This window comes from Dellaglioa sp. CoH-56-MRSF-14 (assembly GCF_056782115.1).
This window is the reverse complement of sequence record NZ_JBXAYB010000002.1, coordinates 44,787-66,653: the sequence shown is the minus strand read 5'-3', so window position 1 is coordinate 66,653 and position 21,867 is coordinate 44,787. Positions and strand designations below refer to the sequence as shown.

Annotated in this window: 19 protein-coding genes and 1 other annotated feature; of the genes, 6 read left to right on the top strand and 13 right to left on the bottom strand. The window is 34.1% G+C overall.

Annotation, left to right across the window (positions count from 1 at the left end; genetic code table 11):
• Positions 1-10: 10 nt before the first annotated feature.
• The 4 genes from AC1RPX_RS02125 to hisS all read right to left on the bottom strand — a co-directional run bounded on the left by AC1RPX_RS02125 (position 11) and on the right by hisS (position 4,747).
• Positions 11-886, bottom strand: a complete 876-nt coding sequence (locus tag AC1RPX_RS02125) for a YitT family protein (RefSeq protein WP_409022480.1) — start codon at positions 884-886, stop codon at positions 11-13.
• A 149-nt stretch (positions 887-1,035) separates the two neighbouring features.
• The gene (msrA, locus tag AC1RPX_RS02120) at positions 1,036-1,557 is read right to left on the bottom strand and encodes a peptide-methionine (S)-S-oxide reductase MsrA (RefSeq protein ID WP_409022479.1); all 522 of its coding nucleotides are present in this window, start codon (positions 1,555-1,557) and stop codon (positions 1,036-1,038) included.
• A 110-nt stretch (positions 1,558-1,667) separates the two neighbouring features.
• The gene (gene aspS, locus AC1RPX_RS02115; protein ID WP_481761360.1) at positions 1,668-3,437 is read right to left on the bottom strand and encodes an aspartate--tRNA ligase; all 1,770 of its coding nucleotides are present in this window, start codon (positions 3,435-3,437) and stop codon (positions 1,668-1,670) included.
• The gene (hisS, locus tag AC1RPX_RS02110; protein WP_481761361.1) at positions 3,434-4,747 is read right to left on the bottom strand and encodes a histidine--tRNA ligase; all 1,314 of its coding nucleotides are present in this window, start codon (positions 4,745-4,747) and stop codon (positions 3,434-3,436) included. The genes aspS and hisS overlap by 4 nt, the downstream gene beginning before the upstream one ends.
• A 55-nt stretch (positions 4,748-4,802) precedes the next feature.
• Positions 4,803-4,990: a binding site (T-box leader), on the bottom strand.
• A 149-nt stretch (positions 4,991-5,139) separates the two neighbouring features.
• Here hisS and AC1RPX_RS02105 point away from each other — a divergent pair.
• Positions 5,140-5,997 (top strand): N-acetylmuramoyl-L-alanine amidase family protein, encoded by an 858-nt coding sequence (locus tag AC1RPX_RS02105; protein ID WP_481761362.1) that lies wholly within the window; start codon positions 5,140-5,142, stop codon positions 5,995-5,997.
• Between the two features lie 23 nt (positions 5,998-6,020).
• Here AC1RPX_RS02105 and AC1RPX_RS02100 read toward each other — a convergent pair whose 3' ends face one another.
• The 7 genes from AC1RPX_RS02100 to AC1RPX_RS02070 all read right to left on the bottom strand — a co-directional run bounded on the left by AC1RPX_RS02100 (position 6,021) and on the right by AC1RPX_RS02070 (position 12,037).
• Positions 6,021-6,644 carry an HAD-IA family hydrolase gene (locus AC1RPX_RS02100; RefSeq protein ID WP_481761363.1) on the bottom strand — a complete coding sequence of 208 codons (624 nt, stop codon included), beginning with the start codon at positions 6,642-6,644 and terminating at the stop codon, positions 6,021-6,023.
• Between the two features lie 63 nt (positions 6,645-6,707).
• Entirely contained in the window at positions 6,708-7,154 is a 447-nt protein-coding gene (gene dtd, locus AC1RPX_RS02095) for a D-aminoacyl-tRNA deacylase (RefSeq protein ID WP_481761364.1), read from the bottom strand.
• Between the two features lie 24 nt (positions 7,155-7,178).
• Positions 7,179-9,407 carry a RelA/SpoT family protein gene (locus AC1RPX_RS02090; RefSeq protein WP_409022473.1) on the bottom strand — a complete coding sequence of 743 codons (2,229 nt, stop codon included), beginning with the start codon at positions 9,405-9,407 and terminating at the stop codon, positions 7,179-7,181.
• Positions 9,408-9,492: 85 nt separating this feature from the next.
• Positions 9,493-9,816, bottom strand: a complete 324-nt coding sequence (locus tag AC1RPX_RS02085) for a hypothetical protein (RefSeq protein ID WP_481762180.1) — start codon at positions 9,814-9,816, stop codon at positions 9,493-9,495.
• Positions 9,817-9,850: 34 nt separating this feature from the next.
• Positions 9,851-10,579 carry a 16S rRNA (uracil(1498)-N(3))-methyltransferase gene (locus AC1RPX_RS02080; protein ID WP_481761366.1) on the bottom strand — a complete coding sequence of 243 codons (729 nt, stop codon included), beginning with the start codon at positions 10,577-10,579 and terminating at the stop codon, positions 9,851-9,853.
• A gap of 9 nt (positions 10,580-10,588) precedes the next feature.
• Complete coding sequence (prmA, locus tag AC1RPX_RS02075) at positions 10,589-11,536, bottom strand: 50S ribosomal protein L11 methyltransferase (RefSeq protein WP_481761367.1); 948 nt, start codon at positions 11,534-11,536, stop codon at positions 10,589-10,591.
• A gap of 12 nt (positions 11,537-11,548) precedes the next feature.
• Positions 11,549-12,037 carry a DUF3013 family protein gene (locus AC1RPX_RS02070; RefSeq protein ID WP_481761368.1) on the bottom strand — a complete coding sequence of 163 codons (489 nt, stop codon included), beginning with the start codon at positions 12,035-12,037 and terminating at the stop codon, positions 11,549-11,551.
• 172 nt (positions 12,038-12,209) lie between these two features.
• Between AC1RPX_RS02070 and AC1RPX_RS02065 the strand changes: the two genes are divergently transcribed.
• From AC1RPX_RS02065 to AC1RPX_RS02045, 5 genes are all read left to right on the top strand, one after another.
• Complete coding sequence (locus tag AC1RPX_RS02065) at positions 12,210-13,169, top strand: nucleoside hydrolase (RefSeq protein WP_481761369.1); 960 nt, start codon at positions 12,210-12,212, stop codon at positions 13,167-13,169.
• Positions 13,170-13,187: 18 nt separating this feature from the next.
• A complete protein-coding gene (locus AC1RPX_RS02060; RefSeq protein ID WP_481762403.1) occupies positions 13,188-13,553 on the top strand; it encodes a hypothetical protein in 366 nt (121 codons plus the stop codon).
• 106 nt (positions 13,554-13,659) lie between these two features.
• Positions 13,660-15,201 carry a gluconokinase gene (gene gntK / locus AC1RPX_RS02055; protein ID WP_481761371.1) on the top strand — a complete coding sequence of 514 codons (1,542 nt, stop codon included), beginning with the start codon at positions 13,660-13,662 and terminating at the stop codon, positions 15,199-15,201.
• A 21-nt stretch (positions 15,202-15,222) separates the two neighbouring features.
• Complete coding sequence (locus tag AC1RPX_RS02050) at positions 15,223-16,575, top strand: gluconate:H+ symporter (protein WP_481761372.1); 1,353 nt, start codon at positions 15,223-15,225, stop codon at positions 16,573-16,575.
• Between the two features lie 112 nt (positions 16,576-16,687).
• A complete protein-coding gene (locus AC1RPX_RS02045; RefSeq protein ID WP_481761373.1) occupies positions 16,688-18,670 on the top strand; it encodes a cation:proton antiporter in 1,983 nt (660 codons plus the stop codon).
• Positions 18,671-18,709: 39 nt separating this feature from the next.
• Here the strand turns inward: AC1RPX_RS02045 and lepA are convergent, their stop codons facing one another.
• Together lepA and dnaJ are read right to left on the bottom strand one after the other, a co-directional pair.
• Positions 18,710-20,551 (bottom strand): translation elongation factor 4, encoded by a 1,842-nt coding sequence (lepA, locus tag AC1RPX_RS02040; protein WP_481761374.1) that lies wholly within the window; start codon positions 20,549-20,551, stop codon positions 18,710-18,712.
• Between the two features lie 122 nt (positions 20,552-20,673).
• The gene (gene dnaJ, locus AC1RPX_RS02035; protein ID WP_481761375.1) at positions 20,674-21,813 is read right to left on the bottom strand and encodes a molecular chaperone DnaJ; all 1,140 of its coding nucleotides are present in this window, start codon (positions 21,811-21,813) and stop codon (positions 20,674-20,676) included.
• Positions 21,814-21,867 lie beyond the last annotated feature (54 nt).

The following is a 21,867-nucleotide window of genomic DNA, read 5'->3' as shown; positions in this document are numbered from 1 at the left end:
TTAGTTTTATTTATAATGCTTGCTCATAAAAACGTCCCCATATCTGAACGTTTTCTGAGATACTAACAAATGCGACCGGGTCTGACTCTTCCATTGCATCATGTAATTCATTTTGTTCATATCTCGAAATAACGGTAATTAAAAGTGTCTTATCATCATGATGATAAGCACCCTCAACATCGTTAACAATTGTGATTCCACGACGCATATGATTTTGTATTGAATCAATCACACTCTTAGGACGACTCGTCACAATCATAACTTGCATTTTTTGTTGTCTTGTATAAACCATATCCATGACTCTAGCATTAACAAATAATCCCAATGCAGAATAAAAAGCATATGGCCAACCATAAATAAAACCGGCTGCTAGAACAATAAAAGCATTAAAAATAATATTAATAGTTCCAATACTTTTACCTGTTTTCTTTTTAATTGTTAAGCCAATAATATCTAATCCACCAGTTGAAATTCCATTTCTAAGCGCTAATCCAGTACCAAATCCATTAACAGCTCCACCAAATATCGCGCAAATAATAGGATCCGTTGTTAACGTTACTGGCGTAATTGCTTTGATCATAATACTTGAAAATACAACTGCTAGAAAAGTAAACACAGTAAAACGGTGACCAATTTTATTCCAAGCCAAAATGAACATTGGTACATTTAAAAGAAATAAGAGTAACGCAGTCGATATTTGAAATGGTGCATATCGACTAAGGAGGGTTGCTACTAATTGCGCTAACCCCGTAATACCAGAGGCATATATTTTTCCTGGTGTCCAAAAAAAGTTCATCGCAACCGAAACTAATATCGCATATATAAATGCTGTTGAAGCTTTGGCCGCGTATGAATGTTTCTTAAAAATTTGTTGCAGATCGTCCATGATCAAAAAACCTCACATTTCATTTTAACAAGTTACGAATATTATACCATTCATTACGGTCAGATACAGTTAGACATTTACTTATCAAGTAAATCTTAATCTATACAAAAAGAGTCTTTTCAAAATTCATTCGAAAAGACTCTTTTAACTTATTTAGATTTCCAGACAGATTGTTTAAATTGATTCCGTCCACCGTTTTCTTCCATAGCAAATCTTCTTGGATTCTTTTTATAAAACTCTTGATGATAATCCTCAGCAGCATAAAATGGACCTGCATCTTCTATAGTTGTAACAATTGGTTCTTTGAATCTATGACTATCAATCAATAGTTGTCTTGAAGTTTCCGCAATTTTTCTTTGCTCATCATTTAGTGTATAAATCACTGGGCGATATGAACTACCCCTATCTTGAAATTGCCCCATCGCATCAGTTGGATCTGTTTGTTGCCAATATATCTCAACAAGCTGAGCGTAATTAATTTTTTTAGGGTCAAATGTTATCTCAACTGCCTCAGTATGCCCCGTTGTTTCAGATACAACATCTTCATATGTTGGATTTTTAGTGTGTCCTCCTGTATATCCAGATACGACATTTAAAATTCCTGCTTGTTCTTCAAACGGTTCAACCATGCACCAAAAACAACCACCAGCGAATATTGCTTTTTCACTCATTATCATCATTCCCCCTCTTAATATATGATAATAATAAATCACTTAACATAATATTGATATTTTTATGCCTAAAAAAGACTAATGAGTTTAATCATTAGTCTTTTAAACGTCTATTTTAATTTATTTTCTTCAACTTTTAACGATAATTCATCTAATTGCTTACTTGCAACTAGACTAGGCGCATTCGTCAATGGCTCTGATGCTTTTGAATTTTTAGGGAACGCGATAACTTCGCGAATGTTATCTTTCTTTGCCAATAACATAGCAAATCTGTCTAACCCAATAGCCAATCCACCATGTGGTGGGAATCCATAATCAAGTGCATCTAGGAAAAATCCAAATTGTTCTTCCGCACTTTCTTTAGTAAATCCTAAAGCCTTAAACATTTTTTCTTGAATATCGCGTTTATGAATACGGATTGACCCACCACCCAATTCATAACCATTCAAAATAATATCATAACTTTGTGCATGTGCTTCATGTGGATTTTCATCAAGTAAATGAATATCTTCTTCATTTGGCATAGTAAAAGGATGATGCGCAGCAATAAATTTGTCAAAGTCTTCACTGTATTCAAATAATGGCCAATCAACAACCCAAAGGAAGGCGAATCTATTTTCATCAATCATATCCATCTCTTTGGCAATATCATTACGTAAGTAACCTAATGATGCACGAACAACACTTGCTTTGTCAGCAACAAACAAAATTAAATCTCCGACATTTGCACCAGCAGCTTCTTTAATTGCATCAACATGGTCATTTAAAAATTTAGCAATTGGGCCACTAAATCCTTCTTCAGTTACTTTTACCCAAGCTAACCCTTTAGCACCAAAACGTTCAATATAAGCCGTTTTAGCATCAATCGCTTTGCGTGAATACTTATCGGCACCACCAGGAATCGCAATAGCATTAACAAGTCCACCATTGTTTAAAGTATTAGTAAATACTTTAAAATCAATATCTTTAACTGCAGCAGACATATCTTTTAATTCCATATCAAATCTAATATCCGGTTTTTCAGAACCATATCTTGCCATTGATTCATTCCAAGTCATACGTTGTAATGGTAATTCGAGGTCAATATTTAAAGTATCTTTCATTACACGTTTTAATAAACCTTCTGTTAAATCTTGAATTTCTTCAGCAGACATAAATGATGTTTCTAAATCTATTTGCGTAAATTCAGGTTGACGGTCACCACGCAAATCTTCGTCTCTAAAACAACGAGCAATTTGGTAGTAACGATCAAATCCGGCATTCATCAATAATTGCTTAAATAATTGAGGTGATTGTGGTAATGCATAAAAATGCCCAGGATAGACACGGGAAGGTACAAGATAGTCACGAGCCCCTTCAGGTGTTGATTTTGTTAAATATGGTGTTTCAATATCAATAAAATTTTGATTATCTAAGTAGCTGTGAACAGATTGTGTAATACGGCTACGAATCATTAATGATTTTTGCATTTCAGGACGACGTAAGTCTAAATAACGATATTTTAATCTTGTATCATCTACAACATTAATATCATCTTGTATTTCAAATGGCGGTGTTTTTGCTTTATTCAAAATAACTGCATTATGAACTTCAACTTCAATCTTACCCGTTTTCATTCTTGGGTTGATTGCTTTAGCATCCCGTTGTGTCACTTTTCCTGCAACCTCAACAACAAATTCATTACGTAACTCTTCAGCAATCTTTAAAGCTTCGGAATCAAATTCTTGACTAAAAACCAGTTGAACAATGCCCTCACGATCACGTAAATCAATAAAAATTAAATTTCCTAAATCGCGTCTTTTTTGTACCCATCCCTTTAATGTAACTGTTTGACCAATAAAAGTTTCATCAACTAAACCATTGTATGTTGTTCTTTTCATTCTCCATCAGCCTCCATTTCTAATTTTAATGCCTTTTCATATACTTTCGAAAAATCAGTATATACATCTTCTAATTTTAATATAATTTCTTGACTTGTTTTCATATTTTTAAAATTCAAAGTTTGTGTTTCTAGTTCGCTCTCACCTAAAGTCATAACAAAATGAGCATTCATACGATTAGCAGATTTAAATTGACCTTTTGGTTTACGATTTAAATAATCTCTTTCAATTGAATAACCTGCCTTACGCATTGATTGCACGAGTTTTAGTGTTTCAGTATTCGTTTCTTCACCAATACCAACAACATAAACATCTAAACTTTGTTCAACGGGTAATTTTGCATCTTCAGCTTCAAGAACTAATAATAATCTTTCAATCCCCAAGCCAAAACCAATCCCTGGTGTTTCAGGACCACCTAATTGCTCAACAAGGCCATTATATCGTCCACCAGCACAAATGGTCGTAAATTTCCCACCAAATGCTTTTGAATCAGACATAATTTCGAAAATGGTATGGTTATAATAATCAAGTCCACGAACCATTGTTGAATCAACTTCATATGGAATTTCCAATGCATCAAGTAACACTTTTACTTGGTTAAAATGAGCCTGTGACTCTTCACTAAGGTAATCTAGAATTGATGGTGCATTTTTAACAATTTCTTGATCACCTTTATCTTTACTATCCAAAACGCGTAGTGGATTTTTTTCTAAACGTGCTTTTGAATCATCACTTAATTGATCAGCGAAGGGACGTAAATATGCAACTAATGCGTCACGATAATTATCACGACTATCATTATCTCCCAAAGTATTAATAGCTAATTTTAAATTTGTTAATCCAAATTTTGATAAGAAATCAATTGCCATTGCCATAACTTCAACATCAAGTGTTGGATTATCAACCCCAAAGGCTTCAACTCCAATTTGATGAAATTGACGTAAGCGTCCAGATTGAGGTCTTTCATAACGAAACATTGGTCCAATATAATACGTTTTAAATGGCTTTTGAATTTCTGGGCCATAAAGTTTATTTTCAACATACGCTCTAACAACTCCAGCTGTTCCTTCAGGACGAAGTGTTATATGGCGGTCACCTTTATCTTTAAAATCATACATTTCTTTAGTTACAATATCAGAAGTATCACCTGAAGTTCTTGAAAAAACCTCAAAATGTTCAAAAAGTGGTGTTCTAATTTCATCATATTGGTAACTTGAGAATATATTTCTAGCGGTTTCTTCAATATATTGCCATTTTTTTGAATCTGCTGGGATTATATCTGCTGTTCCTTTGGGACGTTGAAATTTCATTATAAATCCTCCTATTTGTGGCATTATATACAAAAAAGCACCCTCATCTAAATACGACAAGGGTGCTTTTGCACGGTACCACCTTAATTTTTTACTAATAGCTTAACGCAACTTAAACGACATGTGATTTAACCACACGCACCTCAAAAGTGTCTTTCGGTTAGCAAAAATGGTGAATATTTCAGCAAATTATTCACTCTCTATACAATTTAACTAACCTAATTTCTTTTTCATCGGTTTTAATATTTTATTAATTATAAAGTTACTCGAGTAACTCTCTAAAGTCAAGTACAGCTTAACTTACAATATTATTAAATTTGATTCTTACTATTGAACAAATATTTGGTATACTAATATTTAGATTCAATATCTATAGTTAAAGGAGTACATAAATGTCAACAAATAGAAAACATGGATTCAGCATAAACTGGCCAAGAGTCATTTTATTAATCATCATTTTTTGTACCCTATGTTTAGGTATTGTAAAAACGACAACTTATTTAAAAGAAACCGTTGTTACATCTGACAATATTAATGTACGTACCGGACCAAGTACGTCAAATAAAGTGTTAGACACTCTTAAGAAAGGTGAGCGTATTACAATTATTCGAGAAAAAAATAATTGGTCATACGTAAGTTTGCCAAATACTAAAAAAGGTTGGGTAGCAAACTGGATTCTTTCTAAAAAAAATGCCAAAGTGACTAAATTATCTGAAGCAACGATTGTTTTAGATCCCGGACATGGCGGTAACGATTCAGGTGCACTTTCAATCAAAGATAAACAAGAAAAAATCTACACGCTTCAAATTGTAAAAAAAGTAGCTTATCTTCTTAAGAAACGTGGCGCCAATGTGATTTTAACACGAGACTCTGATTCGTATGTAGATTTAGCCCCACGCGCTAAACTTGCAGAATCAAATAATGCAGATGCATTTATTAGTTTCCATTTTGATTCATCGCCTAATGATGATGAAGCAACTGGTTTAACAAGTTACTACTATAATAAGACAGCTGATTTAGCACTTGCAAATTCAATAAATGCCGAATTAAACGATACCGGTCTTGATAATCGTGGAACGGAATTTGGCGATTTTCTTGTTCTAAGAGATAATACACAACCATCCGTCTTACTAGAATTAGGGTACATTAATACAAAATATGACTTTAAGTTAATCCAAAGTAGCAGCTTTCAAGAAAAAACAGCAAAATCAGTCGTTGAAGGTTTAACAAATTATATCCAAAATAAATAAGACAATGCTTAACTATCATTGTCTTATTTTTGTATTAAATCAATTAATTTCAATACACGCTTATCTGGTTTTTCAACTGTTGAAATCATTTGATCAAAATCAAATAAATATCCCTTCATACCTGCATTATGCCCTGCAGCAATATCCAACTCCCGATCACCAATCATTGCTGCTTTCTGGTAATCAACTGCATTTTTTTCTGCAAGATAATTAAGTGACGCTGGATTAGGTTTCCTTGGAAATTTTTGATCTGAAGTAACAAAATCTGAAAACAAATGAATAATATTTGTTTCCCTAAGCATATCAATTGCGCTTTGATCCCTATGGGTTAATAAAAAGTTTTGTCCACCATTATCAACCACCCATTTACAAACTTCTTTTGCACCAGGAAATAATTTTGCATTTTTTTGACTCTGTCTTTCTAAATCATCATAGCTTACCCTCAATTGTTCAACATCTAAATTCAAATTTGTTTCTTGATAAATTTGAATTGCTTGTCTAACAGATTTTTCTCGCATAATTTTATAAATTTCTGTTCTAGTCGCAATTACATTTTGTAAACGTAACGCTTCTTGAAATGCCTTAACCATCTCAGGATAAGTATCAAAAAGCGTCCCATCAAAGTCCCAAAAATAATTATTTATCATTTTATACCCTCCAAATATTCTTTACACCAAAAAGATGTATTAGAGTTGATTCTAATACATCCTTTATTTTTTCTCTGTATCAAAAATAATTGTTACTGGTCCATCATTTATAAGTTCAACATCCATATCTGCTCCAAATTGACCTGGTTTAACAATAGTTACTATTTCAGCCAATTTTTGATTAAATTCATCATAATGTTCCTCAGCTAAATTAGGTTCTTCAGAATCTGTAAAGCTTGGTCTATTCCCTTTTTTTGTTGACGCGTACAAAGTAAATTGTGAAACAGATAGAATTTCTCCATTTATTTCTTGAATACTTAAATTCATTTTTCCCATATCATCTTCAAATAATCTGGAATTAGAGATTTTTTTTACCATATAATCTATCTCAGTAGATGTATCACCCGTCTTAAATCCCACCAATAAAAGATATCCTACATTAATCTGATTTAATACCTGACCATTTACCGAAACACTAGCCTTTTTAACACGTTGAACAACAATTTTCACTTCTTTAGTACCTCCATTAGAAAATTAATGAATTTTCCTTTTAACAGCATAAACGTCTTCAACACTTTTCAAAGTTTCCATAATTCTTTCTAATTGAACAATATCTTTTACGCCAACTGAAACATCCATTGTCGCAATTTTATTATTATCAACACGGCCATTAACTGAGCTTAATTGCTTAGTTGTATTATTCAATGATTGTAAAATATCATTCAAAAGTCCAGAACGATTGTACCCTTGGATTTCCAAATCAGATTGATAATTAGATTTATCATCCATGGTTTTATCCCATTTAACACTAATAATTCTTTCCCCGGACTCTTCAGCTTTAATAACATTAGGACATTCAGTTCTATGAACTGAAACACCACGCCCCTTTGTAATATAACCAATAATGTCATCTCCTGGAATAGGATTACAGCAATGACTTAATCGAACAAGTAAGTTATCGACGCCATCAATTACAACACCACCATCATGGCTACTTTTACGATTTTTTTCAGATACGTCTGGTTTTTTCATTTCTTTATGTTCTTCAAGGATTGCCTTCTGCTCATTAACTTGTCGAACTTCTTCTTCTTTAGAGCGAATATCTTCCGTTAAAGCATTGGCGACACCTAACGTTGCTACCTCTCCAAATCCAATTGCAGCATACAAGTCATCTGATTCAGACAATTGTCTTTTATCCAAAAGCTGTTTCATATTTTCTTTTGTAATGACTTTTTTAGGATCAAATCCTAAATCAATTAATTGCATCGTCAATAAATCTTCACCTTTAGCTGCATTAGCAACACGATCTTGTAGTTTGAAGAAGTGTTTAATTTTATTTCTAGCTTTATTTGTATGCACCAAATTAACCCAATCACGGCTTGGTCCTATTGAACTTTTACTAGTTAAGATATCAACAATGTCTCCATTTTTGACTTGATAATCTAATGGCACAATCTTTCCGTTAACTTTTGCACCCGTTGTATGATGTCCAATTTCAGTATGAATACTGTAGGCCATATCAAGTGGTCCTGCACCTTTGGGTAATTCAAAAACATCACCTTTAGGTGTGAATACATAAACGCGGTCACCAAAGATATCGCCTTTAACACTTTCCATAAAAGCAGAAGCATCATCAGTCTCATCTTGTAATTCAATAATTTCTTTAAACCAATTTAATTTTGTACCCGCGTCATCTTGCTGAACTTTCTCTTTCACACCTTCTTTGTAAGCCCAATGTGCTGCTACACCAAATTCAGCTATTTCATGCATCTCTTTTGTTCTAATTTGAACTTCAAAAGGACGTCCCTCTGGTCCGACAACAGTCGTATGCAGAGACTGGTACAAGTTAGCCTTTGGAATCGCAATATAGTCTTTAAATCTTCCAGGCATTGGTTTCCATCTAGAATGTATTGCCCCAAGTACCGCATAACAATCTTTAATTGATCCAACAATTACTCTAACAGCTAGGAGGTCATAAATTTGAGAGAATTGTTTATGTTGGTCTTTCATCTTTTTATAGACAGAATACAAATGCTTTGGTCGCCCATAAATTTCGCTTGAAACTTTTAAATCACTAATGGAAACTTTTATTTCTTCAATAGCTCCAGAAATATAAGCCTCACGTTCTTCACGTTTAGAATTCATCAAATGAACAATTCGATAGTATTGTTGGGGGTTCAGATAACGTAATGAACTATCTTCTAATTCCCACTTAATCGTACTAATACCTAAACGGTCTGCCAATGGTGCATATATTTCTAACGTTTCATTTGCAATTCGTCGTTGCTTATCTGGACGTAAGTGTTTTAACGTCCGCATATTATGTAACCTATCTGCTAATTTCACAATAATAACACGTAAATCTTTAGACATCGCTAACAATAATTTACGATGATTTTCAGCTAATTGCTCTTGATGAGATTTATATTGAATTTGACCTAATTTTGTTACACCATCGACAATTACTTGCACATCTTTACCAAAAAGTTCGCCTACATCACCTAAAGTAACTGGTGTGTCTTCAACAACATCATGTAAAAATCCTGCACTAACAGTCTCCGGATCCATTTTTAATTCTGCAAGAATACCAGCAACTTGTATTGGGTGCATTATATATGGTTCGCCAGACTTACGATATTGATTCTTATGAACATAGGTAGCAAAATCACATGCTTTTTGTACAAATGCAACATGTTCTTCATTCATATAGCTTTCAACGATTTCCAAAACGTCTCTAGCACTCCACATTTCTTCTTTTGTCATATCTACACACCTCTTTTTATATAAAATAAAAATACGCGATTCCATAATGCAGTCCGCGTACTCATGTATTCATAAAGTATTTGTATTATTTTTTTGAAATTCCCCATGTTAATAATGATAAACAAAGATAAATAATTGCAAAAAAGATAGTGATACTTTGAAATAAATGGCACAACACACCTATTGCAAAAATAACTGGAAAGAAAAAGTTAAAAATCAAACTATGATCATTTCTACCAATAATAACACCAATAATGATAGAAAAAATGACATTTACTATAAATAAAGAAACACCAATTTTTATAACATCGTTTGCATTAACTAAGGTCAGTACCATCGGGACCACAATTCCGATGGCAATACTTACCGTTAAGTACCATGCAGCTGTTATGCTTAGAAAATTTTTCAAAAATATTTCCTCATTTCGTTTTCTCATGCCTTACTTAACTTAATTCACTAACAAATGAAAGGCTCGCTAATAAGTATAACGGAGCAGTCTCTGCACGTAAAATTCTAGGTCCTAAGCCTACCTTTTGATAACCAGCTGTAGCTAACTTATCAATTTCTGATTTTGAAATACCACCCTCTGAACCAAATACCGCAATCATATTTTGATTAGGTTCAATCAAATCAAATGATTTTTTTAGTTGGCTAACCTCACCTTGTTTAGCAGATTCTTCATATGCAACAATCTGAATATCATAAGATTGTTGAAATATCTCATCAATTTTTTTAGCGTATGAAATCGTTGGAATTTTAGTTCGATGTGCTTGTTCTGCAGCACCCTTAGCAATTTTTTTTAAACGTTCAATTTTTTTAGCCTGCTTTTTTTGATCCCATTTTGCAATAGAAAAATCACTATTAAAAAATATAAAATGGGCAGCCCCCATTTCTGTACCTTTTTGTACAATCCAGTCTGCCTTATCTTTTTTTGAAAGAGCCGACGCAATTGTTACTTCTACTGGCAACTCAACTAATGTTTCTACTGTCTTTTGATAATCAAAAGTAGCTGAACTTTCAGTAACCTGTTTCATCTTTGCAACAACAACCTCTGTTGATTGCTTAACGAGTTCAACTTGATCACCAACAGCCAAACGCATAACTTTAATTGCATGATGAAAATCCTCATCTGTTAAAATTAACTCATCAGATTTCAAAAAATATCTCTGCATCTTTACTACCTAACCTTCCAAATCCATTTTAACTGCAATAATTGAGAACCAGTCACCCATATTTAAAATCTGTTGTATTTCAAATCCACCAGTTACCAGTGACTCCTTGATTAAATCGACTTTATCTGCAATAATCCCAGATGTCACAAAATGGCCACCTGGATTTAAATTTCTTCTAGCTTGCGGAATTAACGGTACAATAATTTCGGACAAAATATTAGCCACAATTAAATCAACCTTATTATCAATACCATTTAGTAAATCATTAGCTGCTACATGTATCTGATTTGCAATTGGATTTAAGTTGAAATTTAATACGGCAGCATCTACTGCAATATCGTCCAAATCATACGCATCAATATGACCAACACCAAGATGTTTTGCAGCAATACTTAAAACACCTGAACCTGTTCCAACATCAATCATAGATTCATTTCCACGTATTACTTGCTCTAGTGCTACCAAAGCTAGCCGGGTTGTGGGATGTGTTCCTGTACCGAATGCTTTACCAGGGTCTAAACGTATCACTTTTTCATCAGGTTGGACCACCTGATATTTCTCCCAACTTGGTACTATTGTTAGGAATCGGGTAACTCTAACCGGATGGTAGTATTGTTGCCATTCCAATCCCCAACCTTGGTCATCCACTTCATTCAATTCAATCAGACCACGTCCCGGATTAAGTCCAAAATCAGCTAATTGATTAACCCTACTCTGTATAGTTGGCAATATTTCAGGAATAAAAATAGTTTCAGGGAAAAAGGCAGAAATCTTTGCTCCATCATTTTGGTGCTCAACTGATGTAAAATCGTTCCCGTCTAAATTATCCTGCATTAATTTTTCAAAATCTTTTGAATCATCAATTTGGACACCTTCAGCACCACTTTCAATTAAAATATTAGAAACCGCTTCTACAGCTTCACTACTTGTTGAGATACTTACTTCTGTCCATTTCAAATTGAAATCCTCCTAAAATTTTGGATAAATTAATCGCATACTTTTTTCTGTACTTTGTGCTTTTTGAATTTTTTCAAAATCGCTAGCTGACCAACTTAGTTCAAAGAATTCAGCATCATCATCATTCAAAAAATCTAACAAATCACTTTGACCATTGTCTAGTACAATTTGTAAATAGTTAATAAATGCTGCTGCCTCTGAGCGTTCCCAACCCGATTTCCCTTGAAAGGGTAATGTTGTTAAATACTCTTTTTCAACTTCCTTTGAGTCAAAACGTTCTTCATCATAGAGTAATATAGCATCCCCAAATGAAATAATGGGTAATTCTGAGTTAACACCTTCAATATCAAGAATTGCTTGTTGTGACTTATTCTCAGCATAAAATGTGAGATCTACTGTAAATGTATGATCCTTTTTCTGCCAATCTAATACAATATCACCATCAAAATCAATTTTTGGTAATTCCTTCTTTAAATAATCAAACAATGTTTCTTGTGCCATACTATCACCTCATATTTTAAATAAATTTAAATTACATCAAATTTTGTTTAGTTCTCAAAGTTTATTATAAAGCATTGCATTCATTCATGCATTAATTAAAGAGGAAAACGATAACAATTTATCGCTTTTTTTGGTAAACTAAGGTTATTAAAATATTGGGGAGGTTTTATTTATGGGAAGAAAGAAAATGATTTTGGATTTAGACACTGGTATTGACGATGCATTGGCTATTGCCTATGCTCTCGCTAGTACCGAAATTGATTTAATTGGTATTGTAGGTTCTTACGGTAACCTGCAAATGCTAGCTGGTGTTCAAAACAGTTTGAACTTACTTAATTTATTAGGTGAATCAAATATTCCAGTTTATCTCGGTGAGAAACATTCAATCACGACTCAATCTTTTGATACTTTAGAAATAAGCCAAGAAATACATGGTATGAACGGTTTAGGTGACATAAAAATCCCTAAATCAAGCCAACCATACGCCTCAGAATCTGGAATCGATTTTATTATCGATTCTGCACATGAATTTCAATCAGATTTAATTATTGTGCCTACTGGTCCATTAACGAACTTATCATTAGCCATAAAAAAAGATCCTAAAATTGAAACATTAATTGGTAAAGTCGTTTTAATGGGTGGTGCTTTAACAATCCCTGGAAATGTAACTGCCGTTGCTGAAGCAAATATTAATCAAGATCCAGAAGCCGCAAATGAAGTATTCCAAAGTAAATTGCCTATTACAATGGTAGGTCTAGACGTAACACTTAAAACACTTTTAACAAAAAAAGAAACAGAGCTATGGCGTGAAATTGACAGTCCATCAAGTCGAGCTTTCGCCGATATTGTTGATTACTATATTAACGCCTATGCAAACCTAAAAACAAATTTAGACGGCTGTGCTTTGCATGACCCCTTAGCTGTTGCCGTTGCTATAGATGCATCTTTAGTCACTACTTTACCTATCAATATGAAAGTTGACACAGAAGCGCCTTTTTCTGGACGTACAATCGGTGACGAGACACGCCTAAATTCAAATCAAGCAACAACGGTTGTCGCTGTTGCCGTTGAAACCGAAAGATTCTTATCGACTTTTATGACACGTTTATCAACTTTATTTTCAAAAAATTAAATTTAACGGAGTTTACTTATGCAATATCTCGGTCCATTCATTCTTTCCATTTGGTTTATTATGACCACTATTATTTATATTTCTACATTTACGAAAAAAAAACGTCGAAAATTTTCATATAAGTCACTTTTTTTTGGCTCGTTAGCCTGGGAAAAAAATAGTCGTAACTGGCTATTGATACTGGGACTTTTTTCGCTTATTAGTTTAAATCCTATTACAGATACATTTATCTTTTTGATGATACTTGGTGGTTACATTGCTGTTACCTCATGTTTAAACTTATTCTTACATCATGGTAATCGCCGTCAAACTATTCTAATCATTATTCTTTCCTTCTTTTTAATTTTAGCAGCATTCTATCCTTTATTATCAAATTTTAAATAAGTAAAGATAGTTGCTTTAAATTAACTCAAAGACGATAATGTAAGCGTTAACTGTAATTTTAATAAACTTTATTATTCATACTACTATTTATTCAAGGGAGATCACTATGCCACATATAATCGGTGTTGATATTGGAACAACAAGCACGAAAGCAGTTTTATACGATCTTAAAGGTACCGTAATTGAATACGCTAATATTGGTTACTCACTTTATCAAGAAGAAAATGGGATGGCTGAACAAGATCCTGATGAAATTTATGCTGCTGTAACAAAAGCAATCACTGAGGTCAATAAAAAAGCGAACTTACGCCCCACTGATTTAAAAGGCGTTTCATTTTCAGCTGCCATGCACAGTTTAATTCTACTTGATAAAAATCATAAACCGTTAACTAGATCGATTACTTGGGCTGATAACAGAGCTAGCAAGTGGAGTGATGATTTAAATGAATCAGGTGTTGGTCATGAAATTTATCTCAAAACTGGAACACCTATTCATCCTATGTCACCATTATCAAAACTAATTTGGTTAAAGAATGATAAACCAGATTTATTTAATCAGGCAGCCTATTTTGTTGGTATTAAAGATTATATTTTATATCAATTATTTGATCGACTTGTTATTGATCATTCTTTAGCGTCAGCTACAGGCTTATTCAATATTTTTAATTTAGATTGGGATAAGCAAGCATTATCTGTAACTGGTGTCACACCTGAACAGTTACCAGAACTAGTTGAAACAACGTACCAACTATCCGGACTAAATACTGAATTTTCTAAAATAACTGGTATCCAACGTGATGTTCCTTTTATTGTTGGTGCAAGTGATGGTGTTCTATCAAACCTTGGTGTTAATGCTATCGAACCGGGTGTTGCGGCTGTCACAATTGGTACGAGTGGTGCCGTTAGAATGGTTATCGATCACCCTGTTACAGATCCTAAAGGTAGACTATTCTGTTATGCGCTCGCCAAAAATAAATGGGTCATTGGTGGGCCAGTTAACAATGGCGGTATCGTCTTCCGCTGGTTGCGCGATGAGATATTTACACCCGAAAAAATTACTGCTGAACAAATGAAAATTGATCCCTATGAAGTCATCACTCAAATTGCAGAAAAGGTTCCTGCCGGTTCCGATGGACTCCTCTTCCACCCCTATCTTGGTGGCGAACGGGCACCACTCTGGGATGCTAATGCTAGAGGTTCATTCTTTGGTTTAACACGTCAACATACACGTGCGCATATGGCTCGAGCTGTACTTGAAGGGATCGTTTTCAATTTAGACATGGTCATGTTAGCACTAACTGAAATTGCTGGGAAACCCACTAGAATCCAAGCAACAGGTGGTTTTGCCCAATCATCTTTATGGCGACAATTATTAGCCGATATTTTTGAACAAGAAGTTACAATTCCTGAAAGTTTTGAAAGTTCTTGTCTTGGCGCAGCTGTCTTAGGAATGCAAAGTTTACATTTAATTGCTGATCTATCTGCTGTTGAAAATATGATTGGTTCCATGCATGTCCACCAACCACAAAAAGAAAACTTTGAAGTATATCGTGAGCTATTACCTATATTTGTTCGAGTAAGTAGGTCATTAAGCGCTGAATATAAAAATATTGCTGATTTCCAGCGGAAACATTATCATCAAATCTAGTTTCATTGGGGGAAAGTTACTATGCCACTTTTAATTGTTTTTATTGGGATTCTCTTTTTACTTTTATTAATCATTAAATTTAAATTAAATACATTTGTTTCATTAATTATCACATCATTTGTTGTTGCCATTGGATTAGGGATGCCTTTAGATAAAATCACGACTTCTATCGAAAATGGTATTGGTAGTCAATTAGGTCATTTATCCTTAGTCTTCGGTTTTGGTGCTATGCTAGGTAAACTGGTTGCTGATTCAGGTGGTGCTTATCGGATTGCGACTACTTTAATTAACCGATTTGGTCGAAAATGGATTCAATTAGCAGTCGTACTTGCATCATTCATTATTGGTATTGCATTATTTTTCGAAGTTGGTATTGTTTTATTGATCCCAATCGTTTTTGCGATTGCTACGGAATTAGGAATTTCAGTTTTATATCTTGGGATTCCCATGGCAGCTGCACTTTCAGTTACTCATGGCTTTTTACCACCTCACCCCGCCCCAACTGCAATTGCATCAGCACTAAATGCTAATGTAGGGATGGTTCTTATTTACGGATTACTATTAGCTATTCCGGTAACATTGATTGCCGGTCCACTTTTCGCTATGATTGCAAAAAAATATATTCCTTCGGCATTTAAGCAAAAAGGAAATTTAAGCGCATTAGGAACACAAAAAGAATTTAAACTTGAAGATACACCTAGTTTTGCAATGAGTACTTTGACATCTTTATTTCCCGTTGTAATTATGGCTATTTCAACAGTTTACGACATGATTATTAATAAAGGGATAACACCAAAGAACCCTAACTCTATAGATTCCTTTTTCATGTTCGTTGGGTCTCCTGGCGTTGCCATGCTGCTCTCCCTTCTGTTCGCTATCTATTCAATGGGTATTGCCCGAAAGATCCCAGTCAAAGATATTATGGCTTCTCTTGAAGTTGCCATTAAACAAATTGCAATGCTACTCTTAATCATTGGTGGTGGAGGTGCATTTAAGCAAGTTCTTGTTGATGGTGGTGTCGCAGATGTTATCTCAAGAATGTTTGAATCCTCATCGTTATCACCATTATTGTTAGGCTGGTTAATTGCTGCACTTCTTAGAATTTCTCTTGGTTCTGCAACAGTTGCTGCATTAACAGCTGCCGGTCTAGTCAGTGGTTTAATAGCTGGGTCAGGCGTTGATCCTGCATTAATGGTTATCGCCATTGGTTCAGGTAGTTTAATTGCATCTCACGTAAACGATGCTGGTTTCTGGATGATTAAAGAATATTTTGATCTAACCGTTAAAGAAACACTCGCAACGTGGACCGTTCTTGAAACAGTCGTCTCTGTTTCAGGGCTCGGTGGTGTTATGCTTATTAACTTATTCGTATAAATTAATAAAAGGCTAAGTTATTTTAGATAACTTAGCCTTTTATTATGTTGTTAAATTTAGACATGTGTTAAAATAGACACCATTCTAAATTGAAATTATTGGAGGCAATATTATGGATTCACTATCTGCTATCTTATTATTACTTGGTGGCGTGGTTATCGCAAATGTGATTGCTGTTAAGTTTCCAAAAGTTCCACAAGCTTTTTATCAAATTGGTATAGGATTAGCGCTTTCTTTATTACCAAATTTCCAACATTTCGAACTTAACCCAGAATTATTTTTTATGATAATCGTTGCACCTATTATTTTCAATGAAGCCCAAAATACATCTAGAAGAGCATTAGCTAGAAATATTTTAACGACGCTTTCATTAGCCATCATTTTAGTTGGTGCAACAATAATTGTCACTGGGTTTTTAGTTCACTCAGTCTTACCTGATTTATCACTTGCCTTAGCATTTGCGTTAGCAGCGATTGTCACACCCACAGATACAGTAGCAGTATCTTCAGTGACAAAAAATTTACCGATTCCTGAGTCAATGATGAATATATTGGAAAATGAATCCTTGTTTAATGATGCATCTGGTATTGTTGGTCTTAGTTTAGCATTAACTGCTTTCTCTTCAGGTACTTTTTCTATGAACGAAGGTCTAAGTGCTTTTAGCACATCATTTTTTGGTGGACTCTTAATTGGTGCATTTTTAGGATTAGTATTCGTTAAAATAAGGTTAACGTTACTAAATTGGCACATCGAAGATACAGCAATTATGATTCCAATTGAAATAATAACTCCTTTTTTAATTTATTTTATATCTGAAGAATTAGGTTGTTCAGGTATTTTAGCAGTCGTTGCTGCCGGTTTAATTCATGGTGTTCAAAAAGATCGTTTACGGTTATCTTCAACTAAATTACAATTTATATCAAGTAGTATTTGGAAAGTACTTACAGATGCTTTAAATGGGTTTGTTTTTGTAGTTCTAGGTTTAACATTGCCTACTGTTACCTCGGATTTATTAAAAAGCTCAGGATTTAATTCACTAATTTTACTTGTTATTAGTATTGGTATTTACTTTATTATGACACTAATGCGTTTTCTATGGTCCCACTTCCTATTAAAAAATTTATCAACAAAAGACGATTTTACATTTGCCCTAAGTGGAATTCACGGAACAATTACACTATCCATGGCATACTCATTACCATTAGTAACTGTTTCAGGAATTGAATTCCCTATGAGAAATGAAATCATTTTTATAGCTGCATTAGTTATATTAATTAGCATGTTAGTTCCTACTTTCCTACTACCGCACTTAATTACCAAAAAGAATGAGATTACTATTTTAGAAAATATTGGTGAAATTCGTTCTAAGATGGTTATTTACACTGTTGAACAACTTAATGTCACAAATATTCCTAGTCCAGAAAGACAAACAGTAATTGAAACGCTATATAACCAACAAAATTTTTTAAAACGGCCTAAAAAGAGTGATTTTTATGACCTATTAGAAAAAACACAAGAAATTGAAGAAAATATTTTGCATGAATTATTATCGAGTGGTCAGGTTTCTGAAAAAACTGGTTCTTGGTACGAAAAGTATCTTGCTACAACTTATCAATCAACCCGTGGATTTTCACTTAAACATCTCATAATACACTTGAAATTCTATTCACTTCATTTATTTAAACATTTTGCTATTAAGAAAGGCGAAAAAGCGCTATCTCAGGTTACTGAAAATCAAAAAAATACTTTCAAAAAATATTATAATAATACAAAAGATGACTTTATTTTAATGGAGGAATCTAGTTATCAGGCAGCAATTACTTATTTAACCTCTATTACCACTGTTGACAATTCAATGGCCGTTACTCTGGTTAGACAATTTTTATCAGTTAGACACAGAAGAATGTTTTCAAATGAGACTGAACTTATCTTACAAAATAATATTTTTATAAATGCCTTTCAATTAGAATATAATTTTGTTCAACTTCAATTAGAACAAAAATTAATCACCCCTGCAACGGCAAATCTGTTAAGAGAACAAATTTCATACGATGAGATGGTTTACATGCAAAATAATGAAGCATACTTATCATAAAAAAAACGACAACCAGACTTTTCCGGTTGTCGTTTTTACTTATTTTTTCTTAGATTCTTCATCTTCATCAATTTTCAAGACTGCCATAAATGCTTCTTGTGGAATCTCAACATTACCAACTTGTTTCATTCGTTTCTTACCAGCTTTTTGTTTTTCCAAAAGTTTCATACGGCGTGTTCGATCTCCACCATACAATTTAGCTGTAACATCCTTACGGTATGCTTTAATATTTGTTCTTGCAATAATTTTTTGTCCAGCAGCAGCTTGAACTGGAATTTCAAACATTTGGCGCGGAATTAATGATCTTAATTTATTGACGATACCTTTTCCACGTTCAAAAGAAAAATCACGATGAACAATAAAACTCAATGCATCAACTGCTTCACCATTCAACAAGATATCAACTTTAATTAAATCACTTGGACGGTAACCCTCTTCTTCATAATCCAGGGATGCATATCCACGTGTATTAGATTTTAATTTATCAAAGAAATCAAAGATAATTTCTGATAAAGGCATATGATAAATAATATTTACACGGAATTCATCTAAGTAATCCATCGTCTCAAAAACACCACGTTTTTTTTGACAAAGTTCCATGACTGCTCCAACATATTCATTAGGTACCATAATACTTGCTTTCACATAAGGTTCGTTAATTTGCTTAATTGATGATGGTTCTGGCATTTCAGAAGGGTTAGAAACAATTATTTTCTCACCATCAGTTAAATCAACATGATAAATTACAGATGGTGCCGTTGTAATCAAATCTAACCCAGATTCACGTTCTAACCGCTCTTGGACAACATCCATGTGTAATAACCCTAAAAATCCACAACGGAACCCAAATCCTAGTGCTTGTGACGTTTCTGGTTCAAATTGTAAAGCAGCATCATTTAATTGTAATCTTTCAAGTGCCTCACGTAATTCATTATATTTTGAATTATCTACGGGATATAACCCACAATAAACCATAGGATTAATTGCACGGTAACCATCTAGTGCTTCAGTTGCTGGATTGTCAGCTGAAGTTACTGTATCACCAACTCGTGTATCTCGAATATCTTTAATTGCCGCTGTAACATACCCAACATCTCCGGCCATTAAAAAATCACGATTAACTGCTTTGGGTGACATAACCCCAACTTCAGTCACTTCATATTTTTTCTTACTATTCATTAATTCAATTGTGTCGCCAGGTTTTACAACACCGTCAACCACCCGAATACTCAAAACAACGCCACGGTAACTATCATAGATTGAATCAAAAATTAAAGCTTTCAATGGTTTTTTTAAATCACCATTTGGTGCAGGAATTTTCGTTACAATCTGTTCCAGCATCTCTTCAATACCAATACCATTTTTAGCACTTGCCAGAACGGCATCAGAGGCATCTAATCCGATAACATCTTCAATTTCTTTTTTTACCATTTCAACATTAGCAGATGGTAAGTCAATTTTATTAATAACTGGTAAAATCTCCAAATCATCATCAATCGCTAAATAAACGTTTGCGAGTGTCTGTGCCTCAACACCTTGAGCAGCGTCTACAACAAGTACAGCACCTTCACAAGCCGCCAAACTCCTTGAAACTTCATAAGTGAAATCAACATGTCCTGGTGTATCAATTAAATGAAAGATATATGTTTCACCATCTTTAGCAAGATAATGTAATTCAACCGCATTTAATTTAATTGTAATTCCACGTTCTCGTTCAAGATCCATCGAATCGAGTAATTGATTTTGCATCTCACGTTTAGTAACTGTATCAGTCATCTCGAGGATACGATCCGCAAGTGTGGATTTTCCATGATCAATATGTGCTACAATCGAAAAGTTTCGAATATGTTTTTGTCTATCTTGCATTTCTTCAAAATCCATTAATAGCGTCCTACTTTCTTGTTTCTATCTCTTCTGATTATAACAATCAACGCTACTAAACACAATTACAGTTCGCATACAAAAAAATAGAATCATCTTAGAAGACGATTCTATTTTTAACTTTATTTCTTATTTTTAAATTGATCTTTTAACTTATCAAATAAATTACCTTCGCCAACAACGTTTTTACCGCTAGCTGTAGCAAATTCTTTCAAAGCATCTTTTTGTTCTTTTTTAAGATTACGAGGTGTTTCAATATTAACCGTCACTTCTTGATCACCATTACCCTTACCATGTAATTTAGGCGCACCCTTATCACGTAATCTGAAAGTCGTTCCAGTCTGTGTTCCAGCGGGAATCTTCATTTTTACATCTCCATGAACGGTTGGAACCGTTACTTCGTCGCCCAATGCAGCTTGGACAAAGCTAATTGGAACATCAATGTAAATATCAGGACCTTCACGGTCAAATGTGCCACTAGCCTGAACTCTAAAGATAATGTATAAATCTCCATAAGGTCCACTATTTTCACCAGATTCACCTTGTCCTTGAAGACGCATCTGTTGACCATCTTCAACACCAGCAGGAACAGTTACTTTAACTTCATGTCTTTCATCAATATGGCCTGATCCATGACATGTATCACATTTTTCTTTAATCTCTTTACCTGTACCATGACAAATATCACATTCTTGTTCAGTCATCATGTTTCCAAGTGGCGTACGACGCTCAACTTGGATAGTACCTCGACCACCACATTTATGACATGTAATTGGAGAAGTTCCAGGTTTTGCTCCAGAACCAGAACAAGTAGCACATAGACTTTTACGATTGTATTTAATTGTTGATTCTTTACCAAAAACACCTTCATTAAATGTCAATGTCATCTCGTATTGCAAATCACGACCTGCTCGTGGAGCGGTTGGATCTTGGGAAGCACCACCACCGCCGAAAAATGAACTGAAAATATCTTCAAATCCACCGCCGCCAAATCCACCTTGTTGTCCTTGACCACCAAATCCTCGGTAAGCACCACCTTGAGACCCAGCTGAACCATATTGATCGTATTCAGCTTTCTTTTGTGGATCACCAACTGTTTCATATGCTTCAGTGATTTCTTTAAATTTATCTTCGGCACCAGCATCCTTATTAATATCCGGATGATATTGTTTAGATAACTTACGATACGCTTTTTTTATTTCTTCAGGTGACGAATCTTTAGTCACACCAAGTACATTATATGGATCTTTGTTCTCTGCCATTCCGTACCTCCGAATAACCTTTTTGGTTTTTATTGCTCTAAATAGGATAACATG